The organism is Nesterenkonia sp. AN1, from assembly GCF_000582475.1.
Taxonomy (GTDB): Bacteria; Actinomycetota; Actinomycetes; order Actinomycetales; family Micrococcaceae; genus Nesterenkonia; species Nesterenkonia aurantiaca.
This window is the reverse complement of record NZ_JEMO01000025.1, coordinates 20,398-40,865: the sequence shown is the minus strand read 5'-3', so window position 1 is coordinate 40,865 and position 20,468 is coordinate 20,398. Positions and strand designations below refer to the sequence as shown.

The 20,468-nt window shown below is 69.5% G+C and carries 17 protein-coding genes; 13 read left to right on the top strand and 4 right to left on the bottom strand.

The features are described 5' to 3' along the window. Nucleotides 1-7: 7 nt before the first annotated feature. Both BG28_RS12970 and BG28_RS12965 read left to right on the top strand, forming a co-directional pair. Entirely contained in the window at nucleotides 8-481 is a 474-nt protein-coding gene (locus BG28_RS12970; protein WP_200869346.1) for a RidA family protein, read from the top strand. After that, entirely contained in the window at nucleotides 471-1,802 is a 1,332-nt protein-coding gene (locus BG28_RS12965) for a hypothetical protein (RefSeq protein ID WP_235181113.1), read from the top strand. Before BG28_RS12970 ends, BG28_RS12965 begins: the two co-directional genes overlap by 11 nt. 172 nt (nucleotides 1,803-1,974) lie before the next feature. Here BG28_RS12965 and BG28_RS12960 read toward each other — a convergent pair whose 3' ends face one another. After that, entirely contained in the window at nucleotides 1,975-2,652 is a 678-nt protein-coding gene (locus BG28_RS12960; RefSeq protein ID WP_036477681.1) for a Crp/Fnr family transcriptional regulator, read from the bottom strand. A gap of 257 nt (nucleotides 2,653-2,909) precedes the next feature. On the opposite strand from BG28_RS12960, the gene BG28_RS12955 reads away from it, so the two are divergent. After that, complete coding sequence (locus tag BG28_RS12955) at nucleotides 2,910-4,085, top strand: MarP family serine protease (RefSeq protein ID WP_036477678.1); 1,176 nt, start codon at nucleotides 2,910-2,912, stop codon at nucleotides 4,083-4,085. Nucleotides 4,086-4,100: 15 nt separating this feature from the next. Here the strand turns inward: BG28_RS12955 and purD are convergent, their stop codons facing one another. After that, nucleotides 4,101-6,380 carry a phosphoribosylamine--glycine ligase gene (gene purD / locus BG28_RS12950; protein ID WP_036477675.1) on the bottom strand — a complete coding sequence of 760 codons (2,280 nt, stop codon included), beginning with the start codon at nucleotides 6,378-6,380 and terminating at the stop codon, nucleotides 4,101-4,103. A gap of 78 nt (nucleotides 6,381-6,458) precedes the next feature. Here purD and BG28_RS12945 point away from each other — a divergent pair, with 78 nt between their 5' ends. The 10 genes from BG28_RS12945 (at nucleotide 6,459) to BG28_RS12900 (ending at nucleotide 16,456) form a co-directional block, all read left to right on the top strand. Beyond that, complete coding sequence (locus BG28_RS12945) at nucleotides 6,459-7,583, top strand: asparaginase (RefSeq protein ID WP_084479735.1); 1,125 nt, start codon at nucleotides 6,459-6,461, stop codon at nucleotides 7,581-7,583. A 240-nt stretch (nucleotides 7,584-7,823) separates the two neighbouring features. Further along, nucleotides 7,824-9,200, top strand: a complete 1,377-nt coding sequence (locus BG28_RS12940; protein WP_036477673.1) for an NAD-dependent succinate-semialdehyde dehydrogenase — start codon at nucleotides 7,824-7,826, stop codon at nucleotides 9,198-9,200. Nucleotides 9,201-9,213: 13 nt separating this feature from the next. Then, entirely contained in the window at nucleotides 9,214-9,579 is a 366-nt protein-coding gene (locus BG28_RS12935) for a sterol carrier family protein (protein ID WP_200869345.1), read from the top strand. 90 nt (nucleotides 9,580-9,669) lie between these two features. Next, complete coding sequence (locus BG28_RS12930) at nucleotides 9,670-9,993, top strand: hypothetical protein (RefSeq protein WP_036477668.1); 324 nt, start codon at nucleotides 9,670-9,672, stop codon at nucleotides 9,991-9,993. Continuing rightward, nucleotides 9,980-11,536, top strand: coding sequence for an amidophosphoribosyltransferase (gene purF, locus BG28_RS12925; RefSeq protein ID WP_036477665.1), 1,557 nt, complete (start codon nucleotides 9,980-9,982; stop codon nucleotides 11,534-11,536). Before BG28_RS12930 ends, purF begins: the two co-directional genes overlap by 14 nt. Further along, nucleotides 11,533-12,720: a phosphoribosylformylglycinamidine cyclo-ligase gene (purM, locus tag BG28_RS12920; RefSeq protein ID WP_036477663.1), complete on the top strand. Its 1,188-nt coding sequence runs from the start codon at nucleotides 11,533-11,535 to the stop codon at nucleotides 12,718-12,720. The genes purF and purM overlap by 4 nt, the downstream gene beginning before the upstream one ends. Nucleotides 12,721-12,847: 127 nt before the next feature. Continuing rightward, nucleotides 12,848-13,906: an ABC transporter ATP-binding protein gene (locus BG28_RS12915; protein ID WP_369797258.1), complete on the top strand. Its 1,059-nt coding sequence runs from the start codon at nucleotides 12,848-12,850 to the stop codon at nucleotides 13,904-13,906. A gap of 52 nt (nucleotides 13,907-13,958) precedes the next feature. After that, complete coding sequence (locus BG28_RS12910; protein WP_369797257.1) at nucleotides 13,959-14,720, top strand: ABC transporter permease; 762 nt, start codon at nucleotides 13,959-13,961, stop codon at nucleotides 14,718-14,720. After that, nucleotides 14,717-15,436 (top strand): ABC transporter permease, encoded by a 720-nt coding sequence (locus BG28_RS12905; protein ID WP_036477656.1) that lies wholly within the window; start codon nucleotides 14,717-14,719, stop codon nucleotides 15,434-15,436. The genes BG28_RS12910 and BG28_RS12905 overlap by 4 nt, the downstream gene beginning before the upstream one ends. A gap of 99 nt (nucleotides 15,437-15,535) precedes the next feature. Then, nucleotides 15,536-16,456, top strand: coding sequence for an ABC transporter substrate-binding protein (locus BG28_RS12900; RefSeq protein ID WP_036477652.1), 921 nt, complete (start codon nucleotides 15,536-15,538; stop codon nucleotides 16,454-16,456). Nucleotides 16,457-16,809: 353 nt separating this feature from the next. Here the strand turns inward: BG28_RS12900 and BG28_RS12895 are convergent, their stop codons facing one another. Together BG28_RS12895 and BG28_RS12890 are read right to left on the bottom strand one after the other, a co-directional pair. After that, on the bottom strand, nucleotides 16,810-18,693 hold the full coding sequence (locus BG28_RS12895) for a heavy metal translocating P-type ATPase (RefSeq protein WP_235181112.1): 1,884 nt from the start codon (nucleotides 18,691-18,693) through the stop codon (nucleotides 16,810-16,812). A 185-nt stretch (nucleotides 18,694-18,878) separates the two neighbouring features. Further along, on the bottom strand, nucleotides 18,879-20,390 hold the full coding sequence (locus BG28_RS12890) for an NAD-dependent succinate-semialdehyde dehydrogenase (RefSeq protein WP_051501450.1): 1,512 nt from the start codon (nucleotides 20,388-20,390) through the stop codon (nucleotides 18,879-18,881). Nucleotides 20,391-20,468 lie beyond the last annotated feature (78 nt).

Here is a 20,468-nt window from a genome sequence, read left to right as displayed (position 1 = left end):
CAGACATATGGCTGAGCAGATCTCTGCTGTTGAAGCGCGCCTGGCCGAGCTCGGCCTGAGCGTCCCCGAGGTGGTCCCCCCGGTGGCCGCCTATCAGCCGGCGGTCATCGCCGACGGCGTCGTCTATGTCTCCGGACAGCTGCCCTTCATCGACGGCGCGCTGCCGATGACCGGCAAGGTCGGCGCCGAGGTCACCGAGGAGCAGGCCTATGAGCTCGCACGGCAGTGCGCGCTCAACTGCATCGGTGCGCTGAAGGCGGCCGTGGGCGACCTCGACCGGATCACCCGGATCGCCAAGGTCAGCGGCTTCGTCGCCTCGGTGCCGAGCTTCACCGGTCAGCCCAAGGTGCTCAACGGCGCCTCGGAGCTGCTCGGGGCGGCCTTCGGCGAGGCTGGGCAGCACGCACGCAGCGCCGTCGGCGTGCCGGTGCTGCCGCTGGACACCCCGGTGGAAGTCGACCTCATCGCCCATGTCCGCTGAGGCCTCCCCGGTCCTGACCCAGGACCCGCGGTGGCAGGAGCAGGAGCGCGCCTGGGCCGAGGTCGGCTTCGCCCCGGTGATCATCGGCGGCGACGCCGGCGCCTATGGCGCGGCCCGCGCCTTCCATGAGGCCTACGGCATCACCTCACTGGTGCTCTCGAAGCACCAGATGTGGATGATCAAGCATTCCAAGATCATCACCCATCTTGAGATCGAGAACGGCACGGTGATGGAGCATGTGCGCACCGGGCTGAACCTCGCCCCGATCCGGCGGCTGCGGGATCAGGGCATTCCGATCCTGCTGCTGGGCGCCATCGACTCCACCGTGCAGGCGATCATCGAGCTGCGCGAGGCCCACCCCGAGGACCTGGGCCAGGACGTCGTCGTCCCCTATGTCGACCGGGCTCGGTTCGACGCCGCGACCGTGAAGGACAACTTCACCGCGCTGGCCGAGAATCTCGGCGTGGACCATCCGGTCACCCGGGTGGTGGACTTCGGCGCCGATCTGGACACCCAGCTCCCGCTGGAGCTCAGCTTCCCGGTCTGGGCGAAGCCTGCCGATGTGACCGCCTGGTACTGGACCGAGTTCGAGGGCAAGCACAAGGTCCACCGGGTGCAGACCCCGGAGGAGCTCGCCGAGCTCTTCGGCAAGGTCCACGCCGCCGGGTACCGGGCCAGCTTCGTGGTGCAGGAGGAGGTTCCTGGCGACGACCAGAACATGCGGGTGCTGACCTGCTATGCCGATCAGAACTCGGTGATCAGGTTCGCCTCCTGGGGCGAGACCGTGGTGGAAGACCACTCCCCCGCCGCGCTGGGCAACCCCTCGGTGATCCTCACGACGAAGAACTCCGAAGCCGTGGATCAGGCACAGAAGCTGCTCACCGAGCTGGACTGGGTGGGCTACGCGAACTTCGACCTGAAATACGATCCGCGCGACGGCAAGACCAAGTTCTTCGAGCTCAACCCGCGCCTGGGCCGCTCCAGCTACTACATCACCGGGGCTGGCAACAACCCGGTCGAGTACTACGTGCGGGACTTCATCCGCGGCGAGCTCTCCGCCGATGGCGAGACGACCCGCGTGGAGGACCAGGCCGAGACGGTCTACACCGTGCTGCCGGGCTGGCTGGCCAGCCGCTACGTCTCAGACCCGGAACGACGACGCCGGATCGCCCGGATCCTGCGTTCTGGCGGCAGGCGGAACCCGTTCTTCTACGCGGCCGACCGCAGCCCGCGCCGCATGGCGCTGCTGCTGGCCGCGCAGGCCTCGCTGGTGCGCAAGTTCCTGCGGTTCTATCCACCCTCGCGGGTCACCGGGGAATAGTCTCCAGGCGCACCTCGGCCGATCCTGCGCGATCCCTGCCGGTCGCGCAGCCCCGCCTCCCCCACAGACGCAGGCAGACACAGAAGGAGCGCCCGGCACTGAGCCGGGCGCTCCTTCTGTGTCTGCAGACTCATCTCTGGAGTCGGTGCTGGGCGAAGCCAGCGGGCTCAGCTCAGCGCGAGCGCTGGCGGATCCGCTGAATGTCCAGGATCACCACGGCGCGCGCCTCCAGGCGCAGCCAGCCGCGCTGGACGAACTCGGCCAGGGCCTTGTTCACGGTCTCGCGGGAGGCTCCGACCAGCTGGGCCAGCTCCTCCTGGGTGAGCTCGTGGGCCACCAGCACGCCGTCCGGAGCCGGACGCCCGAAGCGGTCGGCCAGGTCCAGCAGCGCCTTGGCCACACGGCCGGGCACATCCGAGAAGACGAGGTCCGCGAGGGACTCGTTGGTCCGGGTCAGTCGCTTGGCCAGGGCCTGCAGCAGCTGGACCGAGACCTCGGGGTTGGTGGTGATCACGTTGCGCAGGCTGTCGTGGCGCAGCCCGGCGAGCCGAGTCTCGGACACCGCGGTGGCTGTGGCGGTGCGGGGCGCGGGGTTGAACAGCGCCATCTCACCGAAGATCTCACCCGGGCCGAGCACGGCCAGCAGGTTCTCCCGGCCATCCGGTGTGGTGCGTCCCAGCTTGATCTTCCCGGAGATGATGAAGTAGAGCTGATCACCCTGGTCACCCTCGTGGAAGACCGATGACCCGCGGGAGAGGTCGACCTCATTGAGCTCTTTGATGAGGGCGCTGAAGACGTCGTCGTCGAGCGTGGCGAACAGCGGTGCGCGGCGCAGTACTTCAAGGTCCATGGGCGATCCGTTCTTCCTGGATGTGTGAGATAACAGAGTCTCGTTGCTTAGAAGTTACCAGTTCGCCTCGACGTGCGGAAACGTTCAGCAAGCAGCCAAGGATTCTATGTCATTCTTTGGGGACCGATCCGTGCGGCCCGAGGCTCGACGCAGCGGCCCCGGCGCAGCAGTCCCGAACCGCCGCCCCGAGCCGCATTTCCTCGCCGCGATCCCGGGCAAGAGCCAGAGCCACCTGAACCATAAGGAGTCCGCCACCGATGGGAATCACCCTACTCGACGTGATCTTGGTGGTGGTGCTGCTCGGTTTCCTCCTGGCAGGCCTGCGCAAGGGCGTCTGGGCCACCCTGGGCGGGGTCTTCGGCTTCCTGGTCGGCGCCACCGCGGCCTTCTTCGCAGTCCCGCTGGTCGCGTCCTGGGTCCCTGATCCGCTCTGGCGGGTGATCGCCGTGCTCGCCTCCGTCATCGTGCTGGTGACCGCCGGCCACGGGCTCGGCTCAGCAGCCGGGGCCGAGGTCCAGCGGATGTTCAACTCCCGCGCCGTGCGCGGAATCAGCTCGCTCGTCGGCGGGCTGGTCAACGTGGTGGTCGCCGTGTTCGTCATCGCGCTGCTGTCCTTCTCCATCTCCGCCATGGGCTTCCCCGCGGTGAACCAGGCGATGAAGCAGTCCACCGTGCTGAGCACCATCGACTCCGCAGTCCCTGACCAGGCAGAGTCCTGGTTCGCCCAGGTCCGCACCGCGGTGCTGGACTCTGACATCCCGGAGATCGCTCAGCTGGTGCCTGAACCTGCGGAGCTGCCCGAGGACCAGGATCTCAACGACGCCGGCCTCGCCTCCGCCGCCTCGGTGGGTCGGATCACCGGAGTCGCCGAACAGTGTGGACAGTCCCAGTCAGGGTCGGGCTTCGCGGTCTCCCCCACCCGTGTGGTGACCAACGCTCATGTCATCGCCGGGGTGGCCGAGCCCGCTGTGGAGATGCCCGACGGTGAGGTGCTCAGCGGTCGCGCCGTGCACTTCGATCCGGCCTCCGACTTGGCTCTGATCGCCGTGGAAGGGCTGGATGTGGCGCCGCTTCAGATCAGCCAGGGCCTCGACGTCGGGGACTCCGGCTACGTGATGGGCTACCCGGCCGGGGGCCCGTTCTCCGCAGGCAGCGCGGTGGTCCAGGCGCGCGACGTCTCGCAGGTCAACAACATCTACGGCAGCTCCCCGAGCACCCTGGAGATCTTCCAGCTCAGCGCCGATGTCCGGCAGGGCAACTCCGGCGGACCGCTGATCGATCAGTCCGGGGATGTGGCCGGGGTCGTCTTCGCCCGCGCCGTGGAGGGCAGCAACGTCGGCTTCGCGATCACCGCAGACCAGGCCGGGCCGGTGCTGACCGACCCGGACCGCTACTCCGAGACGGTCTCCACCGGGCAGTGCACCGACCGCTGAACGCGGCTCCGCGGGTCAGAAGATCAGTTCGGTCCCGGTGATCCGCTGGTAGGCGTCCAGGTAGCGCTGACGGGTGGCGTCGGTGACCCGCTGCGGCAGCGCCGGCGGGGCCTGGTTCGAGCTCCGGTCCCACCCGGACTCGTCCGAGGTCAGCCAGTCCCGGACGAACTGCTTGTCGAAGGAGGGCTGCGCCGCGCCGGGCTCCCAGCTCTCCGCGGGCCAGAAGCGTGAGGAGTCCGGGGTGAGCACCTCATCGGCCACGGTGAGCGCCCCGCCCGGGTCGAAGCCGAATTCGAGCTTGGTGTCGGCCAGGATCACCCCGGCCTCGCGGCAGATCTCCTCGGCCAGGACGTAGATTCGCAGCGTCGCCTCGCGCAGCTGCCCCGCCACCGGGACTCCGACGTTCTCGGTGAGCGTCTCGAAGCTGATGTTCTCGTCGTGGTCACCCTGGGCGGCCTTCGAGGAGGGGGTGAAGATCGGCTCCGGCAGCTGCGAGCCGTCGGTGAGGCCCTCCGGCAGCAGAAGTCCGGTCACGGTGCCGTTCTGCCGGTACTCGGCGAGCCCGGACCCGGTGAGGTAGCCGCGGGCGATGCATTCGGCCGGGATCATCTGCAGGTCTCGGCAGATCATGGCGCGTCCGGCCACGGCCTCGGGAACCTCCACCGAGACCACGTGGTGGGAGATCCCTGCCGCCTCGAGCTGGTCGAACCACCACAGGCTCAGCTGAGTCAGGATGATGCCCTTGTCCGGGATGGGCGTGGAGAGCACGTGGTCATAGGCGCTGATCCGGTCGCTGGCGACCATCAGGACCACGTCCTGTCCGGCCCAGGCCGATCCGGGGGCGGGCCGGTAGAGGTCGCGGACCTTCCCGGAGGACAGGTGCACCCAGCCGGGGAGCTCCTGCTCAGACGCGGCCACGGACCCGGCGTCAGTGGACCCGGTCTCGGCGGGGCGCGCTGGTTCGCCTTCCGCTGACCCGCGAGGTCCCCCGCCGAGCTTGATCTCTCCGGCGAGCGCCTTCGCGGCGATGTCGGTGCGGTGCTGCGCGCCCGTCCAGCTGATCTTCTGCACGCCGGCATAGGCGCGGTCCACGGCCTCGGCCAGCGACGCCCCGGTCCCGACGACGGCGAGCACTCGCCCGCCGGCCGTGGTCAGCCGGCCCTGCTCGTCGGCGGCGGTGCCGGCGTGCAGCACGGCCACACCCTCGAGGCTCTCGGCCTCCGCGGTGCCGCTGATCAGGTCACCCTTGCGCGGGGCCTCCGGGTAGCCCGCAGCGGCCAGCACGACGTCGGCGGCGTAGCCCTGCGCCCAGTCCAGGGAGCGGGCGGAGCCGAGCGAGCCGGTGGAGCAGTCCAGCAGCAGCTGACCCAGCGGGGTGGCGAGACGCTCGAGCACCGCCTGGGTCTCCGGATCGCCGAAGCGGGCGTTGAACTCGATGACGCGCACGCCGCGGGAGGTGACGGCGAGCCCGCAGTAGAGCACCCCGACGAAGGGGGTTCCGCGGCGGGACATCTCGGCCAGGGTCGGAGCGGCGACGGTGTCGACCACGATCTGCACGAAGTCGCGCTGCACGCCGGCGGCGTCGGTCTCGGTGTAGCCCTCCAACCAGTCCAGCGGGGTGTAGGCGCCCATGCCGCCGGTGTTGGGGCCGGCGTCGTCGTTGAAGATCCGTTTGAAGTCCTGCGCCGGGGACAGCGGCACCAGGTTCACCCCGTCGGAGAGCACGAAGAGCGAGACCTCGGGGCCGTCGAGGAACTCCTCGATCACCACGGAGCCCCCGGCGGCGAAGCAGGCCTCGGCATGGGCCAGCGCCTCGGCGCGGTCCTCGGTGACCACCACACCCTTGCCGGCGGCGAGGCCGTCGTCCTTGATGACATAGGGCGCGCCGAACCGGTCCACCGCGGAGGCCGCGGCGGCGAGGTCGGTGACATGCACCGCTCCGGCGGTGGGCACCTCGGCGGCGGCCATGATCTCCTTGGCGAAGGCCTTGGAGGCCTCCAGCCGCGCGGCGGCGGCGGAGGGCCCGAAGGCCGGGATCCCGGCGGCCCGGACGGCGTCGGCCACCCCGGCGGCCAGCGGCGCCTCGGGACCGATGACCACCAGATCGAAGCCTCCGGAGACGGCGAGCGCGGCCACCGCGGCCCCGTCCTGGGCATCGATGCTGTGGCAGCGGACCTGCGCCGCGATGCCGGCATTGCCCGGCGCGGCCTCCACGGTGGTGACTGCTTCATCGCGCAGCAGTGCTCGGACGATGGCGTGCTCGCGGCCTCCGGGGCCGACTACAAGTACCTTCACGTCGCTCAGCCTATCGAACGGCACACGGACGCAGGTCCGCTCCGGCAGCGTGGGGCCCGCACTCCGTAGACTGAGGCCATGAATGATGCGCGCCGCTCACCCGTTGCACCCTCGGTGCCGTCCTCCTCCGGAGCCTCCGCGGGAGCCTCCGTCGGGACCTCCGCCGGATCCGATGCCGGAACCTTCGAGCAGCCGGGCCTGGAGCCGGCCTCGGTCGCGGAGTCCGCCGAACTCGCCGTGGTGACCCGCGCCGGCGTCGTGGAATCCCGACATATCGGCTCCGCGGTGCTGGTGGGTCCCGACGGGGTGGTGCTGGAGTCCATCGGCGCTCCTGAGCGGCTGATGTTCCCGCGCTCCACGCTGAAGCCGTTCCAGGCCATCGCCTCGCTGCGGTCCGGCGCGCTGATCTCCCCGGAGGCGGTGGCCCTGGCCTGCGGGTCCCATGTGGGCTCGCGCAAGCATCAGGAGCTCGCCGCGAGCGTCCTCGCCGCCGAGGGCCTCGACGCCTCGGCGCTGAAGTGCCCGGCGGCCTGGCCCGCCCGGCACCAGGACCTGCGGGTGCACCTGGAGGCCGGCAAGACCGAGACCCCGCTGGCCTTCAACTGCTCCGGCAAGCATGCAGCGTTCCTGGCCGCGACCCGCACCAACGGCTGGCGGCTCAACACCTACCTCGAGCGCTCCCACCCGCTGCAGCGGGTGATCATGGACGTGATCACCGAGTACTGCGGCGAGACCCCCACCGTGGTCGGGGTCGACGGCTGCGGCGCGCCCGCCCCGGCGCTCTCGCTGACCGGGCTGGCCCGCGGCTTCTCCAAGCTCGCCGCCGCCACCTCGCGCCGCGACGCCGAGGTCCACGCGTTCACGGTGAACCAGGCGATGCTGGACTACCCGTGGGCGGTGCATGGTCGCGGCGAGGCCAACACCCTGGTGCTCGAGGAGCTGGGCCTGACCGCGAAGCTCGGCGCCGAGGGCGTCCTGGTGGTCGGGGCGCCGGACGGCACCGCCGTCGCGGTCAAGGTCCTCGACGGGTCCTCCCGCGCCACGAACCTGGTGGCACTGAGCATGCTCGCGGCCCGCGGCGTGATCGAGCTCGACGCCCTGGGACCGGTGCTGCGCAAGATCGTCAAGCCGATCACCGGTGGCCTCGGCGCGGAGCAGGTGGGCAGCATCCGGCTGGCCCCGGCGCTGCTCGAACGCCTCTGAACCCCGGTTCCAGGCCCCGCCGCCGCTGCGGCAAGGGCTCCCGGCGAGACCTCCCGGAACAGGTGTGCTGCACGCTGTTTTTATTCCTCAGATCGTTCCGGTTTCGCGCAGTGGTGAACTACCCCCGCTCAGCGCCCGATCGGCTTGTGCCGCACCGCGCGGAGCCATACCGTCGATGAAGTCCGCCGCGTCGGCGGACAGGTCACCTATCGACCACTGAAAAGCGAGGCACAGATTCCCATGGCCGACTACAAAGTCACCAACCCAGCCACCGGTGAGGTCGAGGCGGAGTTCGCCACCCTCACCGACGATCAGCTCCGCGAGACGCTCGATCACGCCGCCGAGACCTTCACCAGCTGGTCGAAGACCGAGCTCTCCGAGCGCGCCGAGCTGCTGCGCCGCGCGGCCGCGATCTACCAGGAGCGCAAGGACGAGCTGGCCACGATCATCACCCGCGAGATGGGCAAGCCGATGAAGCAGGCCCGCTCCGAGCTCGACATCGTGATCTCGATCTTCCACTACTACGCCGACCACGGCGCCGAGTTCCTCGCCGATGAACCGATCACCGACGCCCCGGACGGCAGCGCCGTGATGCAGAGCCGCCCATTCGGCGTGCTTCTGGGCATCATGCCGTGGAACTTCCCGTACTACCAGGTGGCCCGCTTCGCGGTGCCGAACCTGATGATCGGCAACACGATCATGCTCAAGCACGCCTCACAGTGCCCCGAGTCCGCCGCGGCGATGGAGCAGATCTTCCGGGACGCCGGCTTCCCGGAGCACGCCTACACCAACGTGTATGCCTCCAGCGGGCAGATCGCCGACATCGTGATCCCGGACCCCCGCGTCGCGGGCATCTCGCTGACCGGCTCCGAGCGCGCCGGCACCAAGGTCGCCGCCACCGCCGGGGAGCACCTGAAGAAGGTCGTCCTGGAGCTCGGCGGCAACGACCCGCTGCTGGTGCTGGATCGCGAGATCCTGCCCCAGGCGGTCAAGGGCGCGGTCCAGGGCCGGATGGCCAACGCCGGGCAGGCCTGCAACGCCGCCAAGCGTGTCATCGTCCCGGCGGAGTTCTACGACGAGTTCCTCGAGCAGTTCCAGCAGGCGCTCTCGAAGATCGAGCTGCTCGATCCGCTCTCCGAGGAGGCGTTCATCGGCCCGATGTCCTCGGTGCAGGCCGCCGAGGATCTCCACGAGCAGGTCCAGGACGCCGTGGAGAAGGGCGCCACCCTGCACCTGGGCGGAGACTTCGACCAGCGTGGGGGCGCCTGGTACCAGCCCACCCTGCTGACCGGGATCACCCCAGAGATGCGCGCCTACGGCGAAGAGCTCTTCGGACCGGTGGCCATGGTCTACAAGGTCGCCGACGAGGAAGAGGCTGTGACACTGGCCAACGACACCCAGTACGGCCTTTCAGCCTCGGTGTTCGCCACCGACGTCGCCCACGCCCAGCGGGTGGGCGAGCAGATCCACACCGGCATGATCTTCGTCAACGAGCCCGCCGGCACCTCCGCCGAGCTGCCCTTCGGCGGTGTGAAGCGCTCCGGCGTGGGCCGCGAGCTCGGCCCCTACGGCATGGCGGAGTTCGTCAACCGGCGTCTGGTCAAGATCGCCGGATGATGAGCCGCTGAGCATGCCACGACGTCGCATCAGCGCCGAGGACGGCAGGGCCGCGGTCCGCGCGTGGGAGTCAGGAGACTCCGACCGCAGGACCGTGGCCGCTGCCGTGCGGTACTGCCTCGAGGAGCTTGCCGAGCTGGCCCCGGGGAACTCCGTGGAGGTCCGGGTCCCGCCCTTCGGGGTGACCCAGTGCATCGAGGGGCCCAACCACTCCCGGGGTACCCCGCCCAACGTGGTCGAACTCGCCCCGCAGGACTGGCTGGAGCTCGCCACCGGGGCCACCGGCTGGGCGAGCGCCAGTGCCGCCGGGCGGATCTCCGCCTCCGGCACCCGCGCGGACCTCTCGGCGCTGCTGCCCCTGCTGCCGCGCCACCGGTGAACCCTCCCCGGCCCCGCCGCTGCGGCCGATCAACCCGAGCACCAGTTCGCAGGTGCCAGGCACCCAGGCTGGGCCGGTAGCATGGGGGATATGTCTTCACGCGAGCAGTCCGGCGAGTCGGAGCCTCGGCAGGTGACCGTTCGTCCCACCCCCAGACTGAGCCCCTTCCTCATCGCAGGTGTGTTCGCGGCCGTGCTGGCCGCCGTCGTCGTCGTGCTGGTCACCGGACCGGCTGATGACTATTCGCTCGGCGGTTCGCTGGGCTATCTCACCGTCGCCTTCGCGATGCCTGGCCTCGCCCTGGGCGCTGTGACCTGGCTGTTCATCGACTGGCGCTCTCGGAAGCGCACCCGCACTTATGACCTGCAGAAGCTCGACTCTGCAGAGAGGACTCCTGCGCATGACCCGGAATGATGGTCGGCTGAACTTCAATCTCCTCGACGAGGACCCGCTGCCGCAGGACGAATGCGGTGTCTTCGGCGTCTGGGCACCCGGAGAGGAAGTCTCCAAACTGGCCTACTACGGGCTCTACGCGCTGCAGCACCGCGGCCAGGAGTCTGCCGGGATCGCCGCCTCCGACGGCAAGAGCATCCGGGTCTACAAGGACCTCGGCCTGGTCTCCCAGGTCTTCGACGAGTCCACGCTGAACTCGCTGACCGGGCACATCGCCGTCGGGCACTGCCGCTACTCCACCACCGGGGCCAGCCAGTGGTCCAACGCCCAGCCCACCCTCGGGGACACCCCGCACGGCACCGTGGCCCTGGGCCACAACGGCAACCTGACGAACTCCGCAGATCTGCGCGACCGGATCATCGAACGCCACGGACGTGCCGACTTCGGCGAACTCAACCAGGGCAACACCACCGACACCGCGCTGGTGACCGCGCTGCTGAAGGAACAGCCCGGAGACAGCCTCGAAGCTCAGGCGATGGCGCTGCTGCCCACCCTGGAGGGCGCATTCTGCCTGGTGTTCATGAACGAGAACACGCTCTACGCCGCCCGGGATCCGCACGGCGTGCGCCCGCTGGTGCTGGGACGCCTCGCCAGCGGCTGGGTGGTCGCCTCGGAGCAGTCGGCGCTGGCCACCGTGGGCGCCTCGGTGATCCGCGAGATCGAGCCCGGCGAGCTGATCGCCATCGACTCCGACGGCGTGCGCTCCCACCGCTTCGCCGCCGCCAACCCTTCGCGCTGCGTCTTCGAATACGTCTACCTGGCCCGCCCGGATGCCAACATCAATGGCCGCTCGGTCTATGAGTCCCGGGTCGAGATGGGCCGCCAGCTGGCCCGCGAGGACACCCACGACGCCGACATCGTGATCCCGGTCCCCGAATCCGGAACCCCGGCGGCGGTGGGCTACGCCGAGGCCTCCGGGCTCCCGTTCGCGCAGGGGTTCATCAAGAACGCCTATGTCGGTCGGACCTTCATCGAGCCCTCGCAGACCCTGCGCCAGCTCGGGATCCGGCTCAAGCTCAACGTCCAGGACCATGTGGTCCGCGGCAAGCGCGTGGTGGTCGTGGATGACTCGATCGTGCGCGGCAACACCCAGCGTGCGATCGTGCGGATGCTCAAGGAGGCCGGCGCCGCCGAGATCCATGTGAAGATCTCCTCCCCACCGGTGAAATGGCCCTGCTTCTACGGGATCGACTTCGCCTCCAGGGCCGAGCTGATCGCCAACGGCGCCACCATGGACGAGATCACCCAGGCGGTGGGGGCCGACTCGCTGGCCTACATCTCCGAGGACGGGATGATCGCCGCCACCCAGCAGCCCCGCTCCACCCTGTGCACCGCCTGCTTCTCCGGGGTCTACCCGATCAAGCTTCCGCCGGAGAGCCGCCGGGGGAAGATGCTGCTGGAGCAGCCGGCCGATTCCTCGCAGAACCCTGGCGGCGGCTGCGACCCAGGACCCGATGCCGAATTCGAAATCGACGAAATCCCCCTCGCGGAGGCCAAGAAGTGACTTCTGAGAACACCAGCGCCGAGACCAGCTCCGGCGCTCCGATCACCTATGCCTCCGCCGGAGTCGACGTCGAGGCCGGTGACCGCGCCGTGGAGCTGATGAAGGCCCATATCGAGGCCACTCACACCCCGGCGGTGCTCGGCGGTGTGGGCGGCTTCGCCGGGCTCTACGACGCCTCCGAGCTCAAGCGGCTGCCCCGGCCGCTGCTGGCCACCTCCACCGACGGGGTCGGCACCAAGGTGGCCATCGCCCAGGCGATGGACATCCACGACACCATCGGCTTCGACCTGGTCGGCATGGTGGTCGATGACATCGTGGTGATGGGCGCGAAGCCGCTGTTCATGACCGACTACATCGCCACCGGCAAGGTGGAGCCCGCCCGGATCGCCGCGGTGGTCTCCGGGATCGCCAAGGCCGCCGCCGAGACCGGCACCGCGCTGATCGGCGGGGAGACCGCCGAGCACCCCGGACTGCTGGCCGAAGATGAGTACGACGTCGCGGGCGCGGCCACCGGCGTCGTGGACGCCTCCGCCGTGCTGGGCCCGGAGCGGGTCCGCGCCGGAGACGTGATCATCGGCATGGCCTCCTCCGGCATCCACTCCAACGGCTACTCGCTGGTCCGCCGCGTGGTCTCCTCCGCAGGCTGGGGCTACGAGCGCGAGGTCGAGGAGTTCGGCCGCACGCTGGGCCAGGAGCTGCTGGAACCCACCCGGCTCTACACCACGCCCTGCCTGGACCTGGTCACCGCGCTCAACGGCGACCCGACCGAGGGTGAGATCTCCCCCGAGGCTCCGGTGCGCGGGTTCAGCCACGTCACCGGCGGTGGCCTCGCGGCCAACCTGGCGCGCGTGCTGCCCGCGGGGCTGATGGCCACCGTGGACCGTTCGACCTGGTCCTGGCCCGCGGTGTTCTCGCTGATCGCCCGGCTGGGCTCGGTCCCACAGGCCGATCTGGAGCGCACGCTGAACCTCGGTGTGGGCATGGTCGCGGTGGTCTCCGCCGAGAGGGCCGAGGACGCCGTGGCTCACCTCACCGCCTCGGGCCAGACCGCCTGGGTGATGGGCGAGGTCAGCGCCTACCGTCCCGAGGAGTCCCGAGTGGCCGACGCCGGCCTGGACTTCGTGCAGGGCGCCAAGGGCGTCGACGGCGGCGGCGTGCTGCTGACCAATCGCTACGGCTCCTGAGCCCACCTCGCCTCGACGCTGCGACCGCTGAGCGAGGCCCCCACCCCGGAACCCAGGGGTGTCTCATCGCAGGTCAGGAACGATCGTCCGGTGTCCCATGGGCTCGGAGGAGACAAGGAGAACCCGGATGATCGTCTTCGACCAGGTGTCGAAAACCTACCCGGACGGCACCGTGGCCGTCGACAGCCTGAGCCTCGAGGCTCCGCAGGGCGAGATCACCGTGCTGGTCGGGCCCAGCGGCTGCGGGAAGACCACCTCGATGCGGATGATCAACCGGTTGATCGATCCCACCTCGGGCAGCATCACCATGGACGGCGAAGACACCTCCGGCATCGACAAGGTCGAGCTGCGCCGTCGGATCGGCTACGTCATCCAGAACGCCGGGCTCTTCCCGCACCGCACCGTGGTCGACAACGTCGGTGCACTCCCCCGGCTGCTAGGGACCAAGAAGTCCCCGGCACGAGAACGGGCCATGGAGCTGCTTGAGCTGGTGGGACTGGATGAGTCGCTGGCGCAGAGGTATCCCTGGCAGCTCTCCGGCGGCCAGCAGCAGCGCGTGGGAGTGGCCCGGGCCCTGGCCACCGACCCGCCGTTCCTGTTGATGGATGAACCCTTCAGCGCGGTGGACCCGATCGTCCGGGCCCAGCTGCAGCAGGAGTTCCTCCGGCTCCAGGAGCGCATCGGCAAGACCATCGTCCTGGTCACCCACGACATCGATGAGGCGCTCATCCTCGGCGATCAGATCGCGGTGCTGCGCCAGGGCGGTCACCTCGCCCAGGTCGCGTCACCGGAGGTGCTGCTCCGGGATCCGGCCGACGCCTTCGTCGCGAACTTCGTGGGCCGCTCACGCGGGTACCGTTCGCTCGGCTTCACCGGGGCAGATGAACACACCCCGATCCTGCAGACGGCGTCTGCGGTGCTCGGCGAAGCTGCCGAGGCGCTGCGCTTCCGCCCGGACGGGTGGCTCGTCGCCGTCGACGCCCAGCGTCGTCCCATCGGCTGGGCGCACCGTGACCAGGTGGGCGCCGCACTGCAGGACTCCGCCATCAACCACGCCGGTTCCACCGCCTCGCTCGGCGCACCGCTGCGCGATTTCCTCGACGCCGCCCTCTCAAGCCCCAACGGGACGGGATCGTCACCGACGCCGAGGGCGCCCTGCTCGGGGTGGTCAGCACCGACGACGTAGTCGCAGCCATCCGCCGCGCCAAGGGTGCCGCAGCCGCCACCCGGGCCGCGTCGTGAACCTGACCTGGCTCAGCTCCAACCTCTCCTGGATCCTGGAGCTGACGCTCGCGCACCTCTGGCTCACGCTGATCCCCACCGTGGTGGGACTGGCCCTGGCACTGCCGCTGGGCTGGTGGGCCCACCAGGTTCCGCGACTCTACGGGCTGATCGTCGGCACCTCGGGGCTGTTCTACACCATCCCCTCCCTGGCCTTCTTCGTCCTGCTGCCCGGAGTGATCGGCACCCAGATCCTGGACCCGATCAACGTGGTCATCGCGCTGACCATCTACACCCTGGCCCTGATGGTCCGGGTGGTCGCCGACGGCCTCGCCGCAGTGCCCCGCGAGACGGTGGAGGCCGCTGAGGCGATGGGGTATCGCGCCTTCCAACGCTTCACCCGGGTGCAGCTTCCGGTCGCGGTGCCGGTGATCCTGGCCGGGCTGCGGGTGGCCGTGGTCTCGAACATCAGCATCGTCACCATGGCCGCGATCATCGGCGTCCAGCAGCTCGGCTCGCTCTTCACCCAGGGCTACTCGCTGGGCCTGATGACCCCGATCGTCACCGGCATCATCCTGTGCCTGCTGATCGCCGTGGTCCTGGACCTGCTCATCCTCGGGCTCTCCCGGATGCTGACCCCCTGGCGGCCAGCCGCAGCCCGGTCCGTCACGGCCCGGTCCGCCAGCGCCACCAAGACCCGGCCCGCCAGCGCGGGCGCCACCACAGGCCCGAGCCGGCCATCACCCTCCGAGGGATCCGGCAAGGGGGTCCTGTCATGAGCGGACTCATCGAATTCTTCGCGGATCCGGGGAACTGGAGCGGGAGCACCGGGATCCCGGTCCGGATCGGATATCACCTGCTCTACTCGCTCATCGCACTCGGCCTCGCGCTCGCGATCGCCGTCCCGCTGGGGATCTACGTGGGGCACACCGGACGCGGCGAGGCCGTCGTGGCGGGGATGGCGAATGCGCTGCGCGCGCTCCCGACCCTGGGTCTGCTGATCGTCGTGGTGATGCTCGCCGCCCCGCTGTTCAGCAGCTCGCTGGTGTTCACCGCGCCGGCCATCCTGGTCCTGGTGCTGCTGGCCATCCCCTCGATCCTCACCGGGACCTCCACCGGGATCCAGACCGCAGACCGCAGCGCCGTGGACGCCGCCACCGGGCTCGGCTACACCCCGATGCAGGTCCTGACCCGGGTCCAGCTTCCCTGCGCGCTGCCGCTCATGATCTCGGGCGTCCGCGGCGCCATGCTTCAGATCGTCTCCACCGCCACCGTGGCCGCCTATGTCTCACTCAACGGGCTGGGCCGGTACATCATCGATGGGCGGGCGAACAACGACTTCGGCCAGATGGCGGCCGGCGCCGCACTGGTCGCCGTCGTCGCGCTGGTCCTGGAGCTGGGGTTCCTGCTCGCCGGGCGCCTGACGATCTCTCCGGGGCTGCGCCGCTCCGAGCGGCGCCTGAAGGTCACCGCGGGCGCCGCGCCGGCGACCTGAGGGCCAGCCCCGACACCGAGGCTTCCACACACACGCATCCACACACCCACACACCAGAGCACCCCAGACAACGACATCCGCACCCGCACAGGAGAACCCTTGAGACGACTGACCCTGACCTCCGCCGCTGTGGCCGCAGCCGGCCTGCTGACCCTCTCCGCCTGTGGCGGAGATCCCCTGGAGAACGACGACGCCGCTGGCGGTGACGCCTCCGAACCGGGCGCCGTCACCATCGGTTCGGCGGACTTCCCGGAGAGCCAGCTGATCGCGAACATCTACTCGCTCGCGCTGCAGGACGCCGGGATCGAGGTGTCCGAGAACTTCAACATCGGCAGCCGCGAGGTCTATATCGAGGCGGTCCAGGATGGCTCCATCGATCTGGTCCCGGACTACGCCGGGGCGCTGATGATGCACCTCGACGCCGAGTCCGAGGCCACCGAGACCGAGGACGTGCTCACCGCGCTCCAGGAGCTGCTCCCGGAGCGCGGACTGGCAGGCCTCGACGCCGCCGAGGCGCAGAACCGCAACGTCCTTGCGGTCACGCAGGAGACCGCCGAGGAGTACGAGCTGGAGACCTTCTCGGACCTCGAGCCGCACGCTGAGGAGCTCGTCCTGGGCGGACCGCCCGAGTGGATCGACCGGTACAACGGCGTGGTCGGGCTTCAGGACGTCTACGGACTCGAGTTCCAGGACTTCCAGGTCCTCGACGCGGGCGGACCGCTGACGCTGACCGCGGTCACCAGCGGGCAGATCGACGTGGCCAACCTCTTCAGCACCGATCCCCAGGTCGAGGAGAACGGGCTCGTGGTCCTCGAAGATGACCAGTCGCTCTTCGCCGCGGAGAACATTCTGCCGATCCTCTCGGAGGGGGCCGCCACGGAAGAGGTCGCAGAGGCGCTGGACGCCGTCTCGGCCGAGCTGAGCACCGATGACCTCATGACCATGAATCAGCGCGCCACCGACGGTGAGAACATTCGGGGCATCGCGGAGGACTGGCTCAGCGAGAACGGGCTCCGCTGAGCCGCAAGCGGGCTGCCTGCGCTCGGTGATCGCTGGTGATCCCGGGTGATCCCGGGTGATCCCGAGAATCCGTATCTTCAAGGTCGTGGAGTCTCGCTGTTCGGCGGCGACCAGGCTGTGCACCCGGTCGTAGACGTCCTCAACGATGTCTCCTGCGGGGCGTGAGCCGTCGGTGTACATGTCGATGAAGATCAGCACCTCGGATCCCTGGGTGACGATGTCGACCACGGTGGCCTCGGCGTCCTCGGCGTCCCCGGCGCCGAGGAGCTGACTGGTGGTGGCGGTGAGCGCCTCGCGGCACGCAGATTCTCAAAGATTCTTTCGAACGGCGTCATCACTGCCCCGGGCACCGCTCACCGCAGCGCCGCCGCGGGGTCCCCCGGCGCCGTGCCAGCGGCCGCCAGCTCCCGCGCCATCCGGGTGGATTCGGTCCGCTCCGACCGGCTCGGGCGCATCGCCAGCAGCGCCCACAGGATGCAGGCGAGGTCGACCACCTCCTGCAGCCAGGCACCGACGATGGCCGGGAGCAGGCCGGCCGCGGCGATGAGCATCAGCACCACGGACATGCCCACGCCGATCCAGATCGCCTGCCAGGCGACCCGCATGGTGCGCCGACCGATGTGCACCGCGCGTGCACTGCGGCCGAGGTCATCGACCGTGATGACGACGTCGGCGGACTCGCTGGCGGCGCTGGAGCCGCGCGCCCCCATCGCCACCCCGACGTCGGCGACCGCAAGCACCGGCGCATCGTTGACCCCGTCGCCCACCATCATCACGGGCCGCGGCTGCGCGGCCTGCACCGCGGTGACCTTGTCCTCGGGCAGCAGGTCGGCGCGCACGTCGTCGATGCCGGCCTGCTGCGCAATATGGCGGGCCACGTGCTCTCCGTCGCCGGTGAGCATCATCGTGGTGTTCACCCCCGCCCGGTGCAGCGAGGACATCGTGGCCCGGGTCTCCAGGCGCAGCTCGTCGGCCAGGGCGATATAGCCCGCGTAGCGGCCGTCCACGGCCACGTGGACCCCGCTGTGCCCCACCGGCGGGGTGTCCGGGGTCGAGCCGGTCTCCCGGGCGATGAACCGGACGCTGCCGACCAGCACGACGCGACCCTCCACCGTCCCACGCACCCCGTTGGCCGGGACTTCGGTGACCTCCTCCGCGGGCGGCACGCCTGCTCCGCCGGCGCGGGCGGCGGCGACCACGGCGGCGGCCAGTGGATGCGAGGAGTACTGCTCGACTCCCGCGGCGAGCGCGAGCATCAGCTCTGGGGCGAGGCCGAGCGCGTGGACCTGGGTCACCTCTGGCCTGCCGTGGGTCAGGGTGCCGGTCTTGTCGAAGGCGGCGGTCCTCACCCGAGCCAGCTGTTCCAGCGTGCCGCTGCTCTTGACGATGATCCCGTTGCTGGCCGCACGGGACATGCCCGCCATGAACGCCACCGGCGCCGCGATGATCAGCGGGCAGGGCGTCGCGACGACGAGCACCTCGGCTGCGCGTGCGGGGTCCCCGGAGAGCGCCCAGGCCCCGGCGGCCAGTCCCAGCGCGCCGAGGGTGAAGGGCACCGCGACCCGGTCGGCGAGCCGGACGAAGGGGGCCTTGGATTCCTGGGCCTCTCGGACCAGCGCGATGATCCGCTGGTACTGGGACTCCGAGGCGCCGGCGGTGGCGCGCACCTCGATGGCTTCACCGCCGTTGACGACTCCGGAGAGCAGGTCCTCGCCGCGGACACGTTCCACGGGCAGCGATTCCCCGGTGAGTGAGGACTCATCGAAGGTGGCGGCGGCAGAGGTGAGCACGCCGTCCACCGGCACCACCTCGAAGGGCCGCACCAGCAGCCGGTCACCGACCCGGACCGCTTCCACCGGGATATCTGTGGGGCCGCTGTCGGGGCCGCTCTCCGGGCCCAGCCGGTGCGCGGTGTGCGGGGCGTTCTCCAGCAGGCCGGTCAGCTCCCGGCGGGCACGGCCGGCGGCGTAGTCCTCGAGCGCCTCGCCGCCGGAGAGCATCAGGCAGACCACCAGTGCGGCCCAATACTCCCCCACCGCTACGGTGGAGCCGATGGCGGTGACCGCGAGCAGGTCGATGCCGTAGGTTCCGGCGCGCAGGTCCTTGACCATTCGACGGACCTGCAGCAGCGCGATGACCACGGCGAATCCGGAGATCAGCCAGCGAGCCGCAGGTCCCTGAGCACTCAGCTCCAAGGCACCGCCGAGCAAACCGACGGCAAGGGTCGCCAGGACCATCGGATAGCGTCTGAGGCCCGCAAGGAGTGCCTTCATACCTCATTGATACGCCTGAATCTCGGAGACGTATAGAAAGGTGCTGCTGGCACGATTACGGCCGAGGCTTCGGAGCTAATCGGCGCCGGCACCTATGGGCGCCGATACAGAGCTTCCCCGATGCGGTGCTGCCAGACCGCCCGCATCTTTCAGAGAGTGCCCCAGGGATTCTCCACCCCGATGTACTGGGTGCTGGTGTACTCCGCGATGCCTTCCGCTCCTCCCTCGCGGCCCAGTCCGGACTGTTTCACACCGCCGAAGGGGGCGGCTGCGTTGGAGATCACGCCCACGTTGAGCCCCATCAGGCCGAACTCGACGCGGTCTCCGATGCGCAGGCCACGCGAGATGTTCTCGGTGAATACGTAAGAGGCCAGGCCGTACTCGGTGCTGTTGGCCAGAGCCACCGCTTCGGCTTCATCGCGGAATGTGATTACCGGGGCGACTGGACCAAAGATCTCTTCCCGGAGCACCCGGGCATCCGAGGCGACGTCACGCAGCACCGTCGGTTCGAAGAAGTACCCGGCGCCTTCTGCGCGCCTGCCACCGGTGACCACCTGCGCACCGCCGCCAACAGCATCGGCCACGAGCGATTCCATCGATTCGCAAGCCCTGGCATCGATCAGCGGCCCGACATCGACACCGTCCTCGAGCCCGGAACCCAGCGTCAGCACAGACATCTTCTCAGCGAGCCGGGCGACGAACTCATCAGCCACCGATTCATGGACCAGCAGGCGGTTCGCCGCCGTGCAGGCCTCACCCATATTGCGCATCTTCGCCGCCATCGCCCCTGCGACGGCCTTGTCCAGATCTGCATCCTCGAAGACGATCAGCGGTCCGTTGCCGCCGAGCTCCATGGAAGTTCTCAGCACGTTCTCGGCAGCCAGCTTCATCAGGTGCTTGCCCACCGGCGTGGAGCCGGTGAAGGAGACCTTGCGCAGCCGGGGGTCCCGCATGATCGGTTCGGAGATTGCTGAGGCATTATTGGTCGAGACGACGTTGAGCACGCCATCGGGAAGTCCTGCATCAAGCATGATCTGAGCGAAATACTGCGCGGTCAGCGGCGTCAACGCAGCGGGCTTCAGAACCATCGTGCAGCCTGCGGCGACCGCGGGGGCTACTTTGCGGGTCGCCATGGCCAGCGGGAAGTTCCACGGAGTGATCAGCAGGCAGGGCCCGACTGGCTTCCGCGTGACCAGCATGCGCAGACTGCCCTCGGGGGTCTGGGCGTATCGGCCATAATCACGGACGGCCTCCTCAGAGAACCAGCGCAGGAACTCTCCACCGTAGGCGACCTCCCCCCGGGACTGGGCCAGAGGCTTGCCCATCTCGAGGGTCATCAGCAGTGCGAGCTCCTCGGCCCGCTCCTGGACCAGATCGAAGGCTCGCCGCAGGATCTCCGCCCGCTCCCGGACCGGGGTCCTCGCCCATGGTTCCTGGGCCGCGGCAGCCGCGTCCATGGCCGCACGGGCATCTTCTTCGGTGGCCGAGGACATCGTCGCGATGACCTCCTGGGTGGCCGGGTTCTCCACCTCGAAGGTCGAGCCGTCAGAGGACTCCCCCCAGACGCCATCGATGAGGAGCCCCTTAGGGGTGGCAGCGAGCAAGGCGTCTATGCGGTCCTGCACCCCCTGCGTGAGCGGGGTCTGGTCTGAGCTGTTCATCTATGAGACTTTCTGATCGGCGCCACGGCACGTCCGAGCCGGAGGACCTGGCGCGAGGTGGCGGATGGGGAGACCGGC

Excerpts from the sequence above, each read along its gene's own strand:
- BG28_RS12970 (WP_200869346.1), top strand. The coding sequence starts at position 8 with ATGGCTGAGCAGATCTCTGCTGTTGAAGCGCGCCTGGCCGAGCTCGGC.
- BG28_RS12965 (WP_235181113.1), top strand. The coding sequence starts at position 471 with ATGTCCGCTGAGGCCTCCCCGGTCCTGACCCAGGACCCGCGGTGGCAG.
- BG28_RS12960 (WP_036477681.1), bottom strand. The coding sequence starts at position 2,652 with ATGGACCTTGAAGTACTGCGCCGCGCACCGCTGTTCGCCACGCTCGAC.
- BG28_RS12955 (WP_036477678.1), top strand. The coding sequence starts at position 2,910 with ATGGGAATCACCCTACTCGACGTGATCTTGGTGGTGGTGCTGCTCGGT.
- BG28_RS12945 (WP_084479735.1), top strand. The coding sequence starts at position 6,459 with ATGAATGATGCGCGCCGCTCACCCGTTGCACCCTCGGTGCCGTCCTCC.
- BG28_RS12940 (WP_036477673.1), top strand. The coding sequence starts at position 7,824 with ATGGCCGACTACAAAGTCACCAACCCAGCCACCGGTGAGGTCGAGGCG.
- BG28_RS12935 (WP_200869345.1), top strand. The coding sequence starts at position 9,214 with ATGCCACGACGTCGCATCAGCGCCGAGGACGGCAGGGCCGCGGTCCGC.
- BG28_RS12930 (WP_036477668.1), top strand. The coding sequence starts at position 9,670 with ATGTCTTCACGCGAGCAGTCCGGCGAGTCGGAGCCTCGGCAGGTGACC.
- purF (WP_036477665.1), top strand. The coding sequence starts at position 9,980 with ATGACCCGGAATGATGGTCGGCTGAACTTCAATCTCCTCGACGAGGAC.
- BG28_RS12915 (WP_369797258.1), top strand. The coding sequence starts at position 12,848 with ATGATCGTCTTCGACCAGGTGTCGAAAACCTACCCGGACGGCACCGTG.
- BG28_RS12905 (WP_036477656.1), top strand. The coding sequence starts at position 14,717 with ATGAGCGGACTCATCGAATTCTTCGCGGATCCGGGGAACTGGAGCGGG.
- BG28_RS12895 (WP_235181112.1), bottom strand. The coding sequence starts at position 18,693 with ATGGTCCTGGCGACCCTTGCCGTCGGTTTGCTCGGCGGTGCCTTGGAG.
- BG28_RS12890 (WP_051501450.1), bottom strand. The coding sequence starts at position 20,390 with ATGAACAGCTCAGACCAGACCCCGCTCACGCAGGGGGTGCAGGACCGC.